This window comes from Gluconobacter sp. OJA, assembly GCF_039638325.1.
Lineage (GTDB): Bacteria > Pseudomonadota > Alphaproteobacteria > Acetobacterales > Acetobacteraceae > Gluconobacter > Gluconobacter cerinus.
Map to the genome: position 1 here is coordinate 174,002 of NZ_JBDIWI010000001.1, position 17,699 is coordinate 191,700.

The following is a 17,699-nucleotide window of genomic DNA, read 5'->3' on the forward strand; positions in this document are numbered from 1 at the left end:
AAGGGAAATATTATACAGGAATACACTATTCCTATAATGCCTTAATTAATGCATTTTTTATTCAAAAAGTCAATTAGAAGCTGATGTCAGCACATTAGAGGTTCCTGTGCCTCTCGCGCGTCAAACTTTTTCCTGATCGGAAAACGGGGGCATTCCTGAAACAAAGGTTGTGGAGATGCAGTAAGACGTCATGCTGCGTGACCCGGCATCTCTTCTGAAATTTATGACGGCAGGACGAGAGAGGCCAAGAAAAATATGTTGGCGAAACAATGCCGTACTAGCTCTGAGTTTCGTCAATACAATATGAGAGCGTCTCAGACTCAAAAGTCAAAAACGCTCTCATGGTAAAAGATGATTTTTGGTGCAAAAATTACCAGGGAAGCAGAGACTTTCCGAGAGCTTTCTGTGCTTGAGGAGTCATCCCCAGGTCATTACGGTTCCACCAGCCGCCGCCAAGGGACTGGAACAGACCCACACTATCAGAGAACCTTGCGCCCTGTGCCTGAACATAGGCCAATCGCGCCTGAGCATGAGACTGCTGGGCTTGGAGCACCATCAGCTCACTGACATCTCCCAAGCGAAGCTGAGCCTGAGCAATCTTCAGACTCTTCCCCGTAGCAGTATAGGCACTCTCATTTGCCATCAGCGCATCAGCATCAAAGTCCAGTGCATGAAGGCTGTCTGCGACGTCCTGAATGGCACTCAGGACTGTGGCCTTATAGGTCTCGTTGGCCTGTAGCAGGTTGTCGCGTGCCTGCCGCTCGGCATGCAGCAGGGAGCCGCCCTGGAAGATTGGCTGCATGACAGTTGCAGCGATCGTCCAGTTTCCATATCCTGGCTTGAAGAAGTCGCTCATGGTCCCGACGGCCTGCCCTGGGAGGGCACTAAGCTGCACGTTGGGCAGACGGTTGGCGATCGCCACACCAATCTGCGCGCTTGCAGACTGGATCTGTGCCTGTGCCGCCCGAATATCCGGACGTTGATTCAGAAGATCTGAGGGCAGCGAGACCGGCAATGTCTGCGGAAGCGTAAACTGTTCCAGCCTGAAGGTCGGCAGCGGAGTATTGGGTGCTACCCCCACCAGAACAGCTAACTGATCCCGGGTTTGAGCCAACTGAAGATTCAGAGAGGGAAGGGTAGCTTCAAGCTGCGCCACCGAAGCAAGCTGCGCCACCATGTCCTGCTCGGACGCGTCTCCGAATTTCTGCCGGGCCGTAATTAGCTTGAGAGCCGATGTCTGACTGGCAATCAGATCCTGTGTCGCTTCGATCTGCGCACGCAGCGTGGCCTCGTCAATTGTAGCGCTCACCAGATCGGAGATCAGAGTGAGAGCGGTAGCTTCAAGCTGAAATTTCTGAATTTCAGCCTGCGCGCCCGCGGCCTCAATCGCTCGCCGGGTCCCACCCCAGAGATCCGGAACATATCCGATCGTCAGCTGAGCGGTATGAACATTATAAAGCCAGCTGTTGTTGTTCGGAACCGGAGAGTAAACGCGCGAGGTCTTATTGCGTGTTGGGTTGAAAGAGGCCGAGATCGTCGGATACAGACCCGCCCCTTCAATCCGCCGTTGCTCCCATGCAGACTTCAACCCTGTCTGCATGGCTTTCATGGACTGGTTGTTGGCCAGAGCCTGCTCAACAAGCGCATTGAGCTGCGGGTTGCGGAAGACTTCCCACCACTTTCCAGAAATGTCCACGCCGCTCTGGAAGTGTTGAGCCACTCCTGTCCCGCTTTGGGCATTGCCAACCGTCCCGGCGAGCGGCGTAGCTTGATAGTTCACATCCTTTGGAAGGTCCGGACGGTGAAAGTCCGGACCGACTGCGCAGGCTGATATCAGAACCGACCCTAGAAGGGCGGTCGTATTTTTAAGAACCCGCTTCATGTCGGGGCTCCATTCTCTTCAGACGGACGCGGACGACGGGCATCCCGACGCTCCACCCACATTTCAAGCTCACTGAAATAGACGGGCAATGCAAAGAGGGTCAGCAGTGTGGCAATCCCAAGCCCACCTACGACGACTGTTGCAAGCCCACGCTGCACGTCCGTGCCAACGCCGGTTGCCAGTGCCGCCGGGAGCATGCCGGCGCTTGCAACGGTTGCCGTCATCAGAACCGGACGGAAACGCTCACCAGCACCAATGATCGTGGCATCCCGGACAGAACGGCCTTCGGAGCGATGTCGGTTGATGCTTGAAATCATGATGATGCCGTTCTGCACCGCCACACCGAAAAGGGCGATAAAGCCCACAGCTGTAGCGATGTTCAGGGTTTCTCCACGCACATGCAGCGCAATCAGGCCACCCAGCGTCGCGAGCGGAACAACGCTCAAAATAAGCAGTGCCTGTCTGATTTTACCGAACTCGATAAACAGCAGCACCAGCATCATGGCAAACATGACGGCCAAAGCAACGGCAAGACGCTTCTGTGCGCGTTCCTGCTGCTGGAATGTGCCTGCCCATTCCAAAGTGTACTTCTGCTTGTCATAATGGACGGACTGTTCAATGCGGGCCTGCGCATCGGCAAGGTACTGTGACAGCGGGCGTTCGCCATTATCGACACGGATAGTGATCTGACGATGGCTCAGCTCATGGGCAATATTGCTTTCACCCATGCGCAGGTTCACGCGGGCCACCTGAGACAGTGGAACGTAAGCCCCCTGCGCCGTCAGGAGAGGAAACTGCGACAGGCTTTGCAGGTCCTGTGCATCCTTGCGAGGGATACGCAGTGTAGCATTGTAGAAGCGGTCATCCTCATACACCGTGGAAATTGGTGCATCACCGATCGCATAGGACACAGCATCTGAAATGTCAGAAATGTTGATGCCATAGCGGGCTGCCGCCAGACGGTCAGCCGTGACATCAATCTGCGGAATGCGCGGTTCCTGGAAAATGGAAGCTTCCGTCGTTCCTGGAACCTGATGCAGCACATCGACAATCTGCTGGCCAACGCGACGCAGCTCTTCGAAGTCATTTCCATAAACGCGAAGCACGAGCGGGCTATGTGCACCACCCACCAGATCGCTCATGTTGTCTTCGATCGGCTGACTGATGCCAAATTCGATACCTGGAATTTTCAACAACCGTGCATGCAGACGCTGAACGAACTGGGCTTTTGTCTCACCTGATGGCCACTGGTCATAGGATTTCAGGCCAACCGGCATCTCGATATGAGATGGCGTCCAAGGATCAGTACCGTCGTCGGATCGACCAAGCTGTGTGATGGCGTAGGAGGTTTCCGGAAATTCCCGAACGGCGCTTCGAAGTTCGTTGGCGATCTGCTCGCCTTTTTCCATCGAAATTCCGGTCGGCATCTGCACCTGCAACCACAGGGCGCCTTCGTCGAGATCGGGAAGGAACTCCCGGCCAATGCTGATTCCCAGAAATACAACGGCCACTAGGGCGCCAAGGCCAGCGCCATAAGCAATCAGCGGGCGGTCGATGAAATGGCCAAGCCAGTGAATATAGCGACCATGCAGCCACTCCAGCGGGCGATTATGCCAGATATGCCGTGGCTTGCGCAGCGCCAGAAAGCTGAGAGACGGAATCAGCGCCAGAGCACACAGCAGGGCACCCAGCAGAGCGAAGCTGACAGTATAAGCCATTGGCCGAAACAGCTTCCCTTCACTTCCTTCAAAAGCAAAGAGCGGGCTGTAAGCGAGAATAATGACGAGTGTTGAGGAGAAGATGGCATGACCTGCCCGCTTCGCGACGGTCAGTACTTCCTGGGAGTTCAGAGCTTCGGTCGGCCGTTCTTCTCTAACACGCAGGATCGTCTCGGTAATGACGATGGCACCATCGACAATCACACCGAAATCGACTGCACCCAGCGAGAACAAATTCGCCGACATGCCGAGGAAATGCATCAGGGTGAAGACAACTGACAGCGCCAGTGGAATGGTAATGGCCGTGACAATGGCACTCCGGGGGCTTCCCAGAAACAGCGTCAGAATCACGCCTACAAGGAGAATACCCTCAATCATGGTCTCCGTGACCTTGTGGGTCGTGGAGAGAACCAGATTGTCGCGATCAATATAAGGAACGACGCGAATGTGCTGAGGGGCGAGCTGTGTCTGAAGCTTGGCAACCGTCTGGTGCAGGTTTTCCAGCACTACAGACGGATTCTCACCACTCAGCATGGTGACCACGCCCTCGATGGTATCGGGGTTATGGTCCTTCCCCAGAATGCCCTCGCGCACCTGATGCCCGAACTGGATGGTTCCCAGATCACGCACCAGAACAGGCACGCCATCACGCTGGGCCACCACAATATTCCCCATGTCCTCAAGGGAGTGAATCATGCCTACACCGCGGACGATATAGGACTGCTCGCCTCGCGTGACCCGACCACCACCTGCGTTGATATTGTTGTTCCGGATCGCGGACAGAATATCTTCCAGGCCGATGTGATAGCGGAACAGGGAGGAAGGCTTGAGAACGAGCTGATATTCCCGAGTGAAGCCGCCAAAATTATTGACGCTCACAACACCAGGAACGTGCAAAATTGCCGGAATAACCGTCCATTTCTGGACGTCCGACAGTTGCATCAGGTTCTTGTCGTCTGATTCCAGCGTATAGCGATAGATTTCGCCCGTTGGGCCAGAAATTGGTCCCAGAGAAGGCTGTGCACCATTGGACAGTGGATTGCTGGCAAGAATGGTTTCAACCTGCTGACGGGCCCAGAATACATCCGTCCCATCCCGGAAAATCAGCGTGATGAGGGAGAGCCCAAATGTGCTGGTAGAGCGACTGTCCGAAACACCAGGAACGCTCGCAAGCATGCGCTCCAGAGGAATCGTGACCTGCTGCTCCATTTCCTCCGCAGCCAGACCGGACTGCTGGGTCGTCACAAGAACGCTGACAGACCCAAGGTCCGGATAGGCTTCAACAGGAAGGATACGCCACGCAATGCTTCCCATGACGGCAAGCAGAACGGCGGCAAAGAAGACGATGTTCCGGCGCACGAAGCACCAGGAGATAAAACGTTCGATCATGATGGCTGGCCCGTCCGGTCAGTCGTCGTTCAGCAGAATGGCGCCGCTGGTCACAACACGCTCACCCGCTGACAAGCCGGAGAGAACAAGCACATCGTCACCTTCATCATAATTGATAATGACTTCACGCCTACGAAAAGTGCCCGGAGCAACCTCAACGAAAACTGAAACCTGATCGTTGTTCATCAGCAGCGCGGATTTCGGTACCCGAACAACATCGTTCTCCGAAACACCCAGATTGGCTGAAGCGAACATGCCGGGACGCAGTAAGCCTTCCGTATTCGGGCAGACAACATAAACGTTGAGGCGCCGTGTATCAGGCTTCAATGCAGGATCTCGTGTTGCAACTGGACCGGAACATGTCTGGCCGGGAAGGGCAGGGAACGTGACATCCAGCGTTGCGCCACCCGTTATATCAGACATGCGGCTTTCCGGAACGGCAGCAGCGACCCACACGGAAGAGAGATCCAGCAGCGTCATCTGAATGGCCGTTGAGTCCGTGATGTTTTGTCCCACAGCCATGTTGGTTGCGGAGACGACACCATCCACGGGCGAAACCAGCGGCACCTGCCCCTGCGCAGCGTAATCAGAGCGTGCACCCAGAACCTGCAGGCGCTGATGTGTTCTCAGAGCTTCCGCTTCTGCCTGAGCCAGATCATTGCGTGCAGATTCAAGATCTTTCACGGCATTTCCGCCTGCAGCCAGAACGCCGCGTGCACGGTCATAGGCACGCTTGGAGAAATCCAGTGCAGCACGCGCACGACGATCGTCAGCCCAGGCCTGATCCAGATCGCTGGCTGCAATTGTCGCCAGCACCTGCCCACGGGAAACATGCTGGCCGAGCTGGACGGCGACACTCATGATCCGGCCAGTTGCTGGCGCCAGCACATTGACCTGATGATCAGGCAGAGCAACGACCTGCGCCGGCAGGGCCACTCCAGCTGTATCATGCGACAGGGAAACCGGAGCGACCACAAGGCGTTTCTGCAAAGGGCTGCCATCCCGCAAGACGAGACTACCATTCTGCCGTGCAAACATCGGTTGCTCGGGGGTAGCCGCGTGAGGCGGAGCGAAGAAATAGGTTCTCAAGAAAAGAACAAGGAAAACCAGACCCAGCAGGCCGAGAGCCAGAGCGCTGGCGCGCGCAACACGCATACTTTTTGAAAACCCCGTATCTGCCAGACGACCAATGCCGCAAATGCGGCAGAAGCATAAACCGCCCTGCTATTCCTGAACCCCGACGATTTCATGGCAATCGCTACGTGACATAATCATCGGTCAGCATCACTAGAAGCTGAAAACTCGGATTTTCTAAAGGCTTCCCGCAACATATTGCAAAAATTTTATCGTTTTGACCCAAAAATTACATAAAAAAAGCAGCTCACCCCGTGAAGGATGAACTGCTTTTTAGATCTTGAACCGCAGGAACGGATCAGAAGCGGTATTCGATACCAGCTGCAACCGTGGTCGGGTTCAGGCTGTCACGTGCGTGAATGTATGGGCCAGAAGCGCCACCGCGTTCGTTGACGAATGCCGGAACGGACAGCCACATCTGCTTGGCGTCAAAGTTGAAGAACCAGTTGCCTACGAGCTGGTAATCGAAACCAACGTTGGCTGCCGGACCAACCGTGGTGCGCAGATCAAGCTTCTGAACTGCTCCGCCTGCCGGGCTGATGTTGTGGAAGAATGCCAGTGTCAGACCTACACCTGCATAAGGGTTGAAGCGCTTGTGCGGGCGGAAGTGCCAGGCCAGCGTCAGTGTCGGCGGCAGAACCCACGTGCTACCCAGATCAACCTTGCCGAGAGCTGTGTCTTCAGCGGCAAGCTCATGACGTGTGCTGGCTGCGATCAGATCCAGAGAGATATGATCTGTAAAGAAATACTCAAACGTGAATTCAGGAGCGACCTGGTTGGTTGCCTTGACGCGACCACCGATCACCTTCACGCGGGACGATGTATCCTGCGGAAGAACACCAAGAGCAGACAGACGGATCAGGAAGTCGCCCTTGCCCAGGCCGATCTTCGTGTTCGCACAGGTCTCGAACAGGCCGCAGTGCCCGGATGACGGCGGTGCAATGTTGACCTGTGGCACAGGAGCTGCCGTCATGGGAGCGGAAACAGTGGCCTGAGGAGCAACGACAGGAGCTGTCGTCTGAGCGAAGGCAGGAGATGCCACCAGACCTAGGGCAGCGACCAGCGCAAGAGCTGAAGTCTTCATATTAAAGGGTTTCCATCAACAATAGTTGACCTCACAAAGCACTCCTCCCCATGCCTCACCTTGACCTGGATCAAGTCTGGGGAATTATGTGCTATGGGTGTGGCGGCACAGCAAATGTTACAGGCCGGGAGAGTTCCAATCATCATGACATCAACGCGTATCCCGGACGAAATCCACGATCGCTGTGCTCATTGCATTGGTCGCGAACACAGTATCTGTAATGCGATTGACGATTGTGATCTTGCTATACTTGCCAGTGAGTCTTCAAAAATGACTGTTCCGGATGGACGGTCATTTATAGAGGAGGGCGAGCCAGCCCACGATTTTTTCGTTGTGACTGGTGGCCGCGTCAAACTGTTCACACTTCTTCCAGATGGGCGCCGTCAGATTACCGGTTTTGCTGAAGGTGGAGATTTCCTGGGGCTTGCAGCGTCCACGAGCTATGCATTTGGTGCAGAGGCGCTCGGCACTGCGGTTCTGTGTCGTTTTCCCCACGCGTCCATGCAGCGACTCACAAGTCGCTTTCCCAATCTGGAGCATCGATTACGCCAGGAAGCGTCGCGTGAACTGACTTTGATGCAGGCACGCATGACGTTACTGGGCCGAAAGACGGCACGCGAGCGCCTTGCCACATTTCTGATGGAACGTGCGCGCCTGCTCTCCGCGCCAGTGCCGGAGCCTCATGCGCCGATTGAGCTTGATCTGCCCATGCCGCGAACCGATATCGCTGATTATCTCGGATTGACTATTGAAACAGTCAGCCGTGTTCTGAGTGCCTTTAAACGGGAAGGTCTCATAAGCATTCGTGGCATCACTCACATTACAATCATGCAACCTGACCGCATTGCAGCAATTGCGGAAGGCCTCGAATAAAGACTGATTTGTCGGGAAGCCACATTCCCGCCATGAAATGCTGATGTCTTCCCGCAAGACGACTACAGGAGATTTCATGACAAACCGTATTTTCTTTCGTTCGCTTCTTGCTGTCAGCCTGCTGACCGGTTCTGTTTCAGTGGCTTCCAGCGCGTATGCTGCTGACCCGGCTGCTGCCACGCAGAGCACACAGAACGATTTTCTCGGTAACCTTTCCCAGAAAGAAGACAATCTCAACAACCGCGTAAAGAATTACCAGACGCAGTCGGCTGCTTCTCAGGCTGAGCGCACACAGAAGATTCAGGCTCTCAAGAGCCAGTACACGAATGCTCCGGCTAACGAAAAAGCCAACATTCAGAACAAGATCAACAACGAGCGTGACAAGCTGAACACGGCTCGTACCGCCCAGACGGAAAAGGTTCAGAAGCTGCGCAATGCGCCGCAGGAGCAGAAGAACCGTCTGAATGCGCTTGGCAAGAAAAGCCGTAGCGATGCGACGAACTTTCTGAATGGCGGTCTCTGAGACAGCCTTGCCAGCCGGAGTAATCCGGCTGGTATCTTGTTAGGTTACAGAGAGCGAAACGCTTTCATAGCGCGGTCCCGACCGTCCTGAAGCTCGACAATCGGACGTGGGTACGTCTTTCCCAGAATGACGCCAGCATGGCGGAGTTCATCTTCCCGCGCGCTCCAGGGCTCTAGCAGTGCCTTTCCTGAGAGCTTTTTCAGCTCCGGCACCCACTGACGAATATAATCGCCGTCAGGGTCAAATTTTACACCCTGTCTGGTCGGATTAAAAATCCGGAAGAACGGCGCGGCATCAATGCCCGTTCCCGCAACCCACTGCCAGTTCATGGCATTGCTTGCCCAATCCGCGTCCACCAGAGTGTCACGGAACCAGGCTTCCCCTTTACGCCAGTCAATCAGCAGATGCTTCGTCAAAAATGACCCGACGATCATTCTCGCCCGATTATGCATCCATCCTGTCACCCAGAGCTGCCGCATGCCAGCATCCACAACAGGAATGCCGGTACGTCCCTGTTGCCATGCTTCCAAATCTGTCTGGCTCGTGCGCCACGACATGGATGAAAATTTCTGATTCAGGCTGGTCTCAGGCAGAAGAGGTTGATGAAAAAGGGTGTATTTCGCGAACTCACGCCACCCGATTTCGGAGAGAAAAATTCTCGCGCCTTCTTCGGAAGCCCCTTTACGCTGAATCGCGGCCCAAACCTGCCGCGGAGAGACTGCTCCTGACGCCAGATAAGGGGACAGGCGCGAGGTTCCTTCGCGCCCTAACTCGTCCCGGCCGGTTCCATAACGGGTACAGTCATGCTTCAGGAAGTCCTCCAGATGCTCCTGTCCCTCCGTTTCTCCCGGCTCCCAGTGAGAGCGCAACCCGGCGGCCCAGTCAGGCTGGGTGGGAAGGAGAGCCTGCTCATCAAGACGATGATCGGAAAGCAATTTACTCTCAACAGGGTAGAACGACAGGTGGGACGGTGCATCTACAGGATCGGGAACATCCTGAAGCTGAAACACTTTCCAGAAAGCTGTGAAAACACGGTAGAATTTTTCTTCTTTCGTGCGAACCCGCTCAGGATCCAGCAGGACAGTTCCCCAGTCTGCTGTCACAGAGACACCGTTTTTACTGAGCGCATCAGCAATACGGTCGTCCTGTTCCTGCTCTTTGGCATGAAACCGGTGATGCCAGAAAACGCAGTTAGACCCAGTTTCTTTCGCAAGCGCAGGGATCAGCGTCTCTGCGGAGCCATGAAGCGTCAGGAGCGCTCCATGGTGTTGAGCCAGAGATTTTCTTAGCTCGGCCAGTGCGCCATGAAGCCACCACCGGGATGCCGCTCCCAGACGGTGGAGTGCAGGTGTCTCATCATCAAGAACGTAAACGCAGATCAGCGGTCGCCCGGTTTCCACAGCAGCCTGTAGGGCGGGGTGATCTGCTAGGCGAAGGTCATCCCTGAACCAGACGATGACAGGGGATTCTTTAGTCTGTGACGCGCGGGCAAGCATTCGGCTCTCTTTCCGAGGGCATGAAGGGCAGAGGATGAAAACCTCGAAAACAGGGCTCACAGAATGCGTGAGCTGAAATTAAGCGTGCTTTGCGTCAGATGGTTTCACAGTTTGTGTCGACGCGGGCAGCGGCTTGTGCTCCCGGCCGGAATAATTGGTGATGATGGTCCGTACAGCGCCTGCGGCTTCTTCAGCAGCCATGATCGCCGTATCACCCCACGCATTATCCAGGGAATGAGCCGGAACATCGTGAAGCTGTGTTGCTGCCCCGGCTTCCTTGCCGTCTGGCGTGATGACATGCCAGACGATCTCGATGTGCTGCATCAAAGTTTTATCGACTGTCCCCGCAGTTGTGACCTTCACGATGCCCTGAACCGTAAAATCCGCGTTCTTGGCGTTGGTCTGCACAGAGTTTGTTTTGTCAGGCAGCGAGGCATAGAACGCCCGGGCTAGAGAGGTATTTCCATCGCCGGGCGCTCCTTTAACGCCTTCAAAATAGATATGAGCAGCACGGCGCATGAGGCTGTGAGGATCCTGTTGCATCATATCTGCCTGGATACCGGTCAGGAGATTGGCCAGTTCCGGAGCCTCCTGCATGGCGGCGCCCTTAATGGCCAACGGATCTCCCGCACTCCAGCCTGCCATATCAACCGGTGCGCCATCGCCTTCAGCGCGGGCTTTCCCCTCGGGCGTCATGATGACGTAGTGCGGTACAACGGCTCCGTTGCGTGTGCTGGCGCTCAGTTTCAGCCACCAGTCCCCGGGCTTTTTCGGCTGGGCAATAGCCGGCACCGACTGTGCCACCATGGCTTCCGCAACGTCATGAGCCCACAGCTTCGCAGCATCATCGGACAACAGGGACTCAGAAGATGTCGGAACGGCTAGTCGGGCAGGAGGCAGGTTTGCCGTTGCGAGCTGTCGGGCCTGTTGTCCCGGGTCCGAGAAAGGGCGGGGCATGCTGAAGCAGCCAGCCAGACAGAGGGGCAGCAGAACAGGCAGGAAACGGCGCATCAGGGCTCCGGAACAGTGATAAAGAGACCGGCGAAGTGTAAGGGATCACTTCGCCGATGTCGAAACTGCGGATCAGCGGCGGATCAGAATGTAATTGATCGTCACATCGATATCGAAGTGGTCGCCCTTCATGTCCGGCGGCACTGGCGGCAGTTTGGCCCCTTGGAACATGCCCGTCGTGGCAGCATCCAGTGAGTAGGAGCCGGACTGGCCCGTCAGCCGGACTGTTTTCACATGCCCGAATCTGTCCAGAACAACATGGACAGAAGATGGACCATCCTCTCCGGCGCGGGCGGCATCTTCCGGATAATACATGTGAGACCGGATCCAACGATCAATCTCGCTGCCGTAATCTTCACTGACGCCCTTCACGCTGGTGCGTGTCTGATAAGGCGCGTTAATGGCGCCATTCATGCTGAGCGGCCCCAGCGACATGTCAATCGGTCCGCCCGATCCCGCTGCGCGTCCACGGCGATGGCGATAGGGCGATGGCTGTTCACCGAAGGACAGATCCATCGGATGGGCGAACGGATTGTTGTTCTGTGACCGGTTCGAGCGATGGGCACGATGACTGTGTGACGTCGTCTGTGTGCTTCTCTGGCTGGGGGCGGCGCCCGGCGTAACCTGCTGAGACGGCGTGGTCTTGGGAAGCTCAGATGACGATTCTTCGGGCACGGGTGGGGCCGATGGCGTTTCAGGCGTCGGCACGGCAGGTGTTGGCGCAGATTGCTGTTGCTCTGGCTGCTGCTGTTCCTGCTGGGTTTCTTCCTGGCTCTGGGCAGGCGGCGGTGGCGGAGCGCCCCCCTGATCATTGGCGCGTGGTCCCTGCATGCTGCTTTTTGAGGGAGGCTGGTCAAAAACCATCTCAACCTGCGGCTGCTCGCTTCCTGCAGGTGAACCATGCACGCCCTGATGCTGCGTAAGCAGCAGGGCGAGGACTGCCGCATGAAGGCCAGCAGAAATGCAGAACGGAACAGTCGGCCCCGGTTCCACAATGGTCTGTGGACGCATCATGGGCGTCAGGACGGGGCGAACCGGGCTTTTCGCAGGTGGGACATAATCCTTCAGTCGGGACCGGAAGCCCTTCGGTGACTGAAGATGTGCATTCACAGGGCGTAAGGACGCAGCGAACAGCTTTGGCTCGCGACGCTCCACCTTGCCATTGGCAGACGGCATTTTCCCGCTCATACGTTGCGGGCCTGCTCAAAAGAGGAAAGGTGGCGGCAAGTCATCGCCAGGCTTTATGCACCAGGGCGGGCGGGTTCGTCATCCGGCAGGCTGGTATCCGGTCTGGGGGTGGGCATTGCGTCTGTCACTATCATGGCAGTAATGGCCAGTTCACGAAAGAGACAAAGCGCTATGTTCCTGGCAGGAAAGACAGCTTCATGACAGACAGTCTCATATCGTGTCTTTCCGTTGATCCGGATGTTGCAGCCGCAGTCCGCAGGATTGGTCCATGTCGCCTTCAGGGAAGAGGCGATCAGGAGCCATATCACGCCCTCCTCCGTGCCATCGCCGGGCAACAGCTCCATGGTGTGGCTGCGCGCCGTATCTTCGGGCGGCTATGCCTTCTTGGCCCTGAGGCGTCCGAGGATGGCACGCCTCCATCGCCTGATGTCCTTCTTGCTTTGTCCGAAGATGCTCTGCGTGCCTGCGGCCTGTCTGCTAGCAAGCAGAGCGCCATGCGGGGCGTTGCGCAGGCTCGCTTGGATGGGCTTGTGCCCAGCCGACAAGACGCTGATGCAATGGAAGACGAGGACCTGATCCAGCGGCTGATTACCCTTCGTGGTGTCGGACGATGGACCGTTGAGATGCTGCTGATGCTGACGTTGAACCGACCCGATGTGATGCCGGTGGATGACTTTGGTGTCCGGGAAGGTTGGCGCCGGATTAAAGGGCTGGACATTGCGCCGAAGCCCAAAGCCCTGAAAATTGAAACGTTTCCCTTTTCCCCACATCGCTCCGCGCTGGCCTGGTATTGCTGGCGCGTGGCGGAAGAGGGGCGAAAAACTGCTCCCAACGTGTTGACGGGTTAGTCTGGGGAGTTGGCCGGTTCGTTGAGGAATGCCATCATTTCAGCAATGAAAGGGCGGGGTTGCTCCGCATGCAGCCAGTGACCTGCGCCCTCCAGAGTTTGTATCCGGGCATGAGGAAACAGTGTCATGATCAGGGGGTGGTGCTCCAGCCTGACATAGTCGGAATTGCCCCCACGAAGGAACAGAGCAGGCCCTTCATAAGGAATAGCCTGAATTTCAGGCCAATCTTCGATCAGATGTATCCCGTGCGTAATGTCATCAAATCCAATGGCCCAGCCCGGCGTGCCGTCGAGGCGAACATTCTGAGCCATCAGCTCCGCGACGGCTCTGCTGCCTGTGACGGGTTCCAGCAAGTCCAGCGCGCCACTCCGGGTCAGGTCTGGCGGAAACGTGATGGCATCCAGTCGGGCAATCATATCTCCATGGCCCTGCTGGGTCCGCGCGGGGGCCATATCAGCGACCATCAGGCGGACTACACGGTCTGGCTCTGCCAGAGCGAGCATCATTGCAACCTTCCCACCCATGGAATGTCCGACGACCGAAAAGGAATCGACCCCGAGATCATCAAGGGTTTCCAGCACATCCTGCGCCATGGCCGCGTAGCTAACGGGGCCATGCGGACTGTCTCCGTGATTGCGAAGGTCTAGGGCAATCGTCCGAAATGCCTGGGCTGCCTCACGCTGAAGAAAACCAAGATTACGGGCACGTCCAAACAGTCCATGCAGGAAAACGACCGTTTCCTGTCCGTCCCCGCGTTCGATGGCGTTGAGTTTCATGCATGATCCTTCCATGACAGCGGTTGATCGCAAGCAGCGTTCCAGCCAAACAGAACTACACCTGCCGCCGGGGAGACCTCTTGTCCACCAGCCCCACCCGTAACGAATTGCGTTTTCGCGTGAGTCGCCATCTGCGCGAGCTCCTTCGTCACCCCACCCAGGCTCCCGTGACGCTGCGTGCGATGGTGCGCGCTGACGAGATCTGGCTGACTGTTCTGGCTGCCGTGGTCGGGGGACTGTCTGGGCTGTGTGTTGTGATTGTTACAACTGTCACCCTGTTTCTTCACAGCGCACTATTCGGTCGCGGGAACACTGTGGACGGTCACCTTTCCGGCCTGACATGGCTCCCTCCATGGCGTCTCCTCCTCGTCCTGACACTGGGCGGCCTTGTCCTTGGGATATTCGGTGCGGTGGTTGCAAAAGTTATGCCCCGCCGTCCGGTCGATCCCATTGAAGCCAATGCTCTGCATGGTGGTCGCATGTCTGTGCGAGACAGCACGATCGTTGCGCTTCAGACGATTCTTTCCAATGGCATAGGGGGCTCCATCGGCCTCGAAGCAGGCTTTACACAGATTGCCTCTGCTCTTGGGTCCCGCATTGGCCAGTCTTTCCGGGTCCGTCGTGAAGATCTGCGTGTTCTGGTGGGCGCGGCTGCTGGTGCGGCGATCGGTGCGGCATTCAACGCGCCCGTGGCGGGGGCTTTTTACGCCTTTGAACTCGTGATCGGCTCTTACTCTCTCGTCAGTCTGTCACCCGTCGCTGTGGCAGCTCTTGCCGGTGTGGGTGTGGCGCATCTGTTTGGTCACATGCCTGCTGCGGTTATGATTGCAGACCCGGGGACCCTGACGTGGGATGGGAGTGTCAGTGTTGTTGTCATCAGCATTCTGTCTGCTCTAACCGCCATCGGCGTCATGTATTGTGTGACCCAGACCGAGGTTCTGTTTCGCAAGCTCCCTGGCCCTGTGTGGCTGAAGCCTGCCGTCGGCGGACTGATGGTTGGTGGGTTAGCAGTCATTCACCCATCAGTCCTGTCGGCGGGACATGACGCCATGCGAGTGGTTTTTGCGGGATGGATTACGCCTCGTCTGGCTCTCGGCCTGTTGATACTGAAAGCGCTGGCCTCCTGTATTTCCATCGGCTCCGGATTCCGCGGGGGGCTGTTCTTTGCATCTCTGTACCTCGGTAGCCTTGCCGGGACGGTGTATGGCGCGCTGCTTGAATGGATCGGCTTGGCGCCAGTGTCCCTGACGGCTTGTGCTCTGATTGGCATGAGCGCCATGGCCGTGGCCATTATCGGTAGCCCTATGACCATGGTGTGCCTGCTTCTGGAACTGACAGGCAGTATTTCCATGAGCGGTGCAACATTCGTAGCCGCTGTTTTGTCGCTCCTCACTGTGAGACGTCTGTTCGGCTATAGTTTCGCCACATGGCGTTTTCATCTGCGTGGTGAATCCATTCGCTCTGCCGTGGATATCGGGTGGATGCGCTCTCTGAACGTTCGGCGCATGATGCGCGGACAGGTGCGAACCATCTCGTCTGACACCCCCCTGAACCGGGCACAGGCTCTTTTTCCTTTGGGCTCCGCGCAGAGAATTGTCCTGCTGGATCGGGACAGCCGCTATGTGGGAATGGTTAATGTGGCAGAGCTCCAGGCCGTTCCTGCGGCCTTAACGCCCGTGCAGAGCCTCGCCCATTTCGAAAACGCCATGTTGACGCCTCTGCTGACAGTTCGGGAAGCCGTGGAACTGTTCGAACGTGCAGAAGCCGATGCCCTCGTTGTCGTGGAAGATCTTCAGTCCCGTCAGGTGGTTGGTATCCTGACGGAACAGCACGCTCTGCGTCGCTATGCCGAAGAGCTTGAGCGCAGTCGCCGAACACTGGCCGGCGAAGAGGGATCAGCCGTGTGACGGTTCACCCTTGGCATCGACGTCTATGCGTTTCAACATGACAGTCCATTCACAGGAGAACACTCATGTCCAACACCCCTGAAGATCGTCTCGCCGCCCTTGAAATCACACTGCCGGAAGCTGCTGCACCGGTTGCGAATTACGTTACGACTGTCCTGACAGGCAATCTGCTGGTTGTTTCGGGTCAGCTTCCTCTCGTGGATGGTAAGCTGCTCATTACCGGCAAGCTGGGCGACGAAGTCTCCAATCATGCAGGTGTTGCCTGTGCACGCGCATGCCTCATCAACGTCATTTCCCAAGCCAAAGCCGCTCTGGGCGGTGATCTGTCCCGCATCAAGCGGGTTGTGCGTCTCGGTGGTTTCATTGCCTGCACACCGGAATTCACGGAACATGCTGTTGTCATGAATGGTGCGTCTGATCTCGCGGTTGAAGTCTTCGGAGATGCAGGTCGTCATGCCCGCTCCACAATTGGCGTTCCAAGCCTGCCAGTGAATGCACCGGTTGAAGTGGAAGCCCTGTTCGAAGTCGTCTGATTCCACCGGACTGGATGGGCTTCTTGCCCATCCAACTTCATGGAAAAGACACCAAGACGTTGCCTTTTCCATGCCTGATCAACACGTTTGCCCTATGGGTTATGTACGTTTGCAGGATCAGCCGTCATGAGCGCCTCTACTCCCCCGCCATCAGAAGCGACTGACTGGACGCTGACGCTTCATGCGTCCATCCATGAAATCGGCCCGGCTGAATGGAATGCCTGCGCCGGCGACGAAAATCCGTTTGTGTCCTTCGGGTTTCTTTCGGCTCTGGAAGACAGTGGATCCGTCGCAGATCGAACCGGATGGCTTGTCAGGCATGCTGCCCTACGCGCTCCCAATGGAACGATTGCAGCGCTCGCTCCTCTCTATGGGAAAGCCCATTCCATGGGTGAATATGTTTTCGATCAGTCCTGGGCGCGGGCCTATGAGGCTGCTGGAGGGCACTATTATCCCAAGTTCCAGTGCGCGGTTCCGTTTTCCCCAGTCCCCGGTCCGCGCCTTCTTGTCCGGCCTGATCAGGTGGAACCACAGGCCGTCGCACGAGCGCTGGCATCGGCTTTAATGCAAGCAGCCCGGCAACTAGGTCTGTCCTCCGTACATGCGACATTTTGCGATGACGCCTCGATGGAGGCATTTGAAAGCGCCGGATACCTCAAGCGCCTAGGCATTCAGTATCACTGGCAAAATCAGGGATACGCGTCTTTCGAGGATTTCCTGAATGCCCTGTCATCCCGTAAGCGCAAGGCCATTCGCAAGGAACGCAAAACAGCCCAGACCGCTGGCCTTACATTCGTGACAAGGCAAGGCGCGGACATTACCGCTGCGGACTGGAAAGCCTTTTATCGATTCTATCAGTCTACGGTCGATCGAAAATGGGGGAGTGCTTACCTGTCTGAAAGCTTCTTCCCGATGCTTTCAGAGCGCTTGGGCAATAGCGTCGTTCTGATGCTTGCGGAGCATGAAGGGCGCCCTGTGGCTGGGGCCCTGAATCTGATGGGGAAAGATACTCTCTTCGGGCGCAACTGGGGATGTGACGGAGAGTGGCCCTTCCTCCATTTTGAGCTGTGCTACTATCAGGCCATCGATTTCGCCATTGCCCATGGGTTGACCCGTGTGGAAGCTGGCGCGCAAGGGGAACATAAGATCCAGCGCGGCTATCTGCCAGCTCTTACGCGTTCGGCGCACGCCTTTCTGGATCCGGGACTGGGGAGAGCTGTTGCGGCTTTTCTTGAAGAAGAGCGGAGCGTTCTTCTGGATGAAGCCGAAGCCCTGGCAGCAGGCTCTCCATACCGTCAGGACGACTTGTCCTGATGGGGGCAGTTAACGATTGGGAA

At 56.6% G+C, this 17,699-nt stretch carries 14 protein-coding genes; 6 read left to right on the forward strand and 8 right to left on the reverse strand.

Features of this window, described 5'->3' with window-relative positions; all coding sequences use genetic code 11:
* Positions 1–370 precede the first annotated feature (370 nt).
* The 4 genes from ABDK75_RS00855 to ABDK75_RS00870 all read right to left on the reverse strand — a co-directional run bounded on the left by ABDK75_RS00855 (position 371) and on the right by ABDK75_RS00870 (position 7,207).
* Positions 371–1,882 (reverse strand): efflux transporter outer membrane subunit, encoded by a 1,512-nt coding sequence (locus ABDK75_RS00855; protein WP_346004709.1) that lies wholly within the window; start codon positions 1,880–1,882, stop codon positions 371–373.
* Complete coding sequence (locus ABDK75_RS00860) at positions 1,879–4,989, reverse strand: efflux RND transporter permease subunit (protein ID WP_211495650.1); 3,111 nt, start codon at positions 4,987–4,989, stop codon at positions 1,879–1,881. Before ABDK75_RS00860 ends, ABDK75_RS00855 begins: the two co-directional genes overlap by 4 nt.
* An 18-nt stretch (positions 4,990–5,007) precedes the next feature.
* The gene (locus ABDK75_RS00865) at positions 5,008–6,144 is read right to left on the reverse strand and encodes an efflux RND transporter periplasmic adaptor subunit (protein ID WP_346004710.1); all 1,137 of its coding nucleotides are present in this window, start codon (positions 6,142–6,144) and stop codon (positions 5,008–5,010) included.
* Between the two features lie 277 nt (positions 6,145–6,421).
* Positions 6,422–7,207 carry an OmpW family protein gene (locus ABDK75_RS00870; protein WP_086633264.1) on the reverse strand — a complete coding sequence of 262 codons (786 nt, stop codon included), beginning with the start codon at positions 7,205–7,207 and terminating at the stop codon, positions 6,422–6,424.
* A 270-nt stretch (positions 7,208–7,477) separates the two neighbouring features.
* On the opposite strand from ABDK75_RS00870, the gene ABDK75_RS00875 reads away from it, so the two are divergent.
* Both ABDK75_RS00875 and ABDK75_RS00880 read left to right on the forward strand, forming a co-directional pair.
* Entirely contained in the window at positions 7,478–8,080 is a 603-nt protein-coding gene (locus tag ABDK75_RS00875; RefSeq protein ID WP_235271778.1) for a Crp/Fnr family transcriptional regulator, read from the forward strand.
* Between the two features lie 76 nt (positions 8,081–8,156).
* Positions 8,157–8,603, forward strand: coding sequence for a hypothetical protein (locus ABDK75_RS00880; protein WP_099211952.1), 447 nt, complete (start codon positions 8,157–8,159; stop codon positions 8,601–8,603).
* Positions 8,604–8,647: 44 nt separating this feature from the next.
* Here the strand turns inward: ABDK75_RS00880 and ABDK75_RS00885 are convergent, their stop codons facing one another.
* The 3 genes from ABDK75_RS00885 to ABDK75_RS00895 form a co-directional block, all read right to left on the reverse strand.
* The gene (locus ABDK75_RS00885) at positions 8,648–10,099 is read right to left on the reverse strand and encodes a deoxyribodipyrimidine photo-lyase (protein ID WP_346004711.1); all 1,452 of its coding nucleotides are present in this window, start codon (positions 10,097–10,099) and stop codon (positions 8,648–8,650) included.
* A gap of 78 nt (positions 10,100–10,177) precedes the next feature.
* Positions 10,178–11,110, reverse strand: a complete 933-nt coding sequence (locus ABDK75_RS00890; RefSeq protein ID WP_099211378.1) for a hypothetical protein — start codon at positions 11,108–11,110, stop codon at positions 10,178–10,180.
* Between the two features lie 72 nt (positions 11,111–11,182).
* Complete coding sequence (locus tag ABDK75_RS00895; RefSeq protein WP_211498318.1) at positions 11,183–12,298, reverse strand: energy transducer TonB; 1,116 nt, start codon at positions 12,296–12,298, stop codon at positions 11,183–11,185.
* Between the two features lie 197 nt (positions 12,299–12,495).
* Here ABDK75_RS00895 and ABDK75_RS00900 point away from each other — a divergent pair, with 197 nt between their 5' ends.
* On the forward strand, positions 12,496–13,146 hold the full coding sequence (locus ABDK75_RS00900) for a DNA-3-methyladenine glycosylase 2 family protein (protein ID WP_346005810.1): 651 nt from the start codon (positions 12,496–12,498) through the stop codon (positions 13,144–13,146).
* Here the strand turns inward: ABDK75_RS00900 and ABDK75_RS00905 are convergent.
* A complete protein-coding gene (locus ABDK75_RS00905) occupies positions 13,143–13,922 on the reverse strand; it encodes an alpha/beta fold hydrolase (RefSeq protein ID WP_346004712.1) in 780 nt (259 codons plus the stop codon). The two genes, ABDK75_RS00900 and ABDK75_RS00905, sit on opposite strands and share 4 nt — an antisense overlap.
* A gap of 131 nt (positions 13,923–14,053) precedes the next feature.
* Between ABDK75_RS00905 and ABDK75_RS00910 the strand changes: the two genes are divergently transcribed.
* The 3 genes from ABDK75_RS00910 (at position 14,054) to ABDK75_RS00920 (ending at position 17,676) form a co-directional block, all read left to right on the forward strand.
* Entirely contained in the window at positions 14,054–15,829 is a 1,776-nt protein-coding gene (locus ABDK75_RS00910) for a chloride channel protein (protein WP_346005811.1), read from the forward strand.
* Between the two features lie 65 nt (positions 15,830–15,894).
* Positions 15,895–16,362, forward strand: a complete 468-nt coding sequence (locus tag ABDK75_RS00915) for a RidA family protein (RefSeq protein ID WP_010503058.1) — start codon at positions 15,895–15,897, stop codon at positions 16,360–16,362.
* A 126-nt stretch (positions 16,363–16,488) separates the two neighbouring features.
* Positions 16,489–17,676: a GNAT family N-acetyltransferase gene (locus ABDK75_RS00920; protein WP_346004713.1), complete on the forward strand. Its 1,188-nt coding sequence runs from the start codon at positions 16,489–16,491 to the stop codon at positions 17,674–17,676.
* The last annotated feature ends 23 nt before the right edge of the window (positions 17,677–17,699 follow it).

Bases quoted from the DNA above. Each gene is read 5' to 3' on its own strand.
- ABDK75_RS00860 (WP_211495650.1), bottom strand. From the start codon at position 4,989: ATGATCGAACGTTTTATCTCCTGGTGCTTCGTGCGCCGGAACATCGTC.
- ABDK75_RS00905 (WP_346004712.1), bottom strand. From the start codon at position 13,922: ATGAAACTCAACGCCATCGAACGCGGGGACGGACAGGAAACGGTCGTT.
- ABDK75_RS00865 (WP_346004710.1), bottom strand. From the start codon at position 6,144: ATGCGTGTTGCGCGCGCCAGCGCTCTGGCTCTCGGCCTGCTGGGTCTG.
- ABDK75_RS00885 (WP_346004711.1), bottom strand. From the start codon at position 10,099: ATGCTTGCCCGCGCGTCACAGACTAAAGAATCCCCTGTCATCGTCTGG.
- ABDK75_RS00880 (WP_099211952.1), top strand. From the start codon at position 8,157: ATGACAAACCGTATTTTCTTTCGTTCGCTTCTTGCTGTCAGCCTGCTG.
- ABDK75_RS00890 (WP_099211378.1), bottom strand. From the start codon at position 11,110: ATGCGCCGTTTCCTGCCTGTTCTGCTGCCCCTCTGTCTGGCTGGCTGC.
- ABDK75_RS00895 (WP_211498318.1), bottom strand. From the start codon at position 12,298: ATGAGCGGGAAAATGCCGTCTGCCAATGGCAAGGTGGAGCGTCGCGAG.
- ABDK75_RS00920 (WP_346004713.1), top strand. From the start codon at position 16,489: ATGAGCGCCTCTACTCCCCCGCCATCAGAAGCGACTGACTGGACGCTG.
- ABDK75_RS00915 (WP_010503058.1), top strand. From the start codon at position 15,895: ATGTCCAACACCCCTGAAGATCGTCTCGCCGCCCTTGAAATCACACTG.
- ABDK75_RS00870 (WP_086633264.1), bottom strand. From the start codon at position 7,207: ATGAAGACTTCAGCTCTTGCGCTGGTCGCTGCCCTAGGTCTGGTGGCA.
- ABDK75_RS00900 (WP_346005810.1), top strand. From the start codon at position 12,496: ATGACAGACAGTCTCATATCGTGTCTTTCCGTTGATCCGGATGTTGCA.
- ABDK75_RS00855 (WP_346004709.1), bottom strand. From the start codon at position 1,882: ATGAAGCGGGTTCTTAAAAATACGACCGCCCTTCTAGGGTCGGTTCTG.
- ABDK75_RS00875 (WP_235271778.1), top strand. From the start codon at position 7,478: ATGACTGTTCCGGATGGACGGTCATTTATAGAGGAGGGCGAGCCAGCC.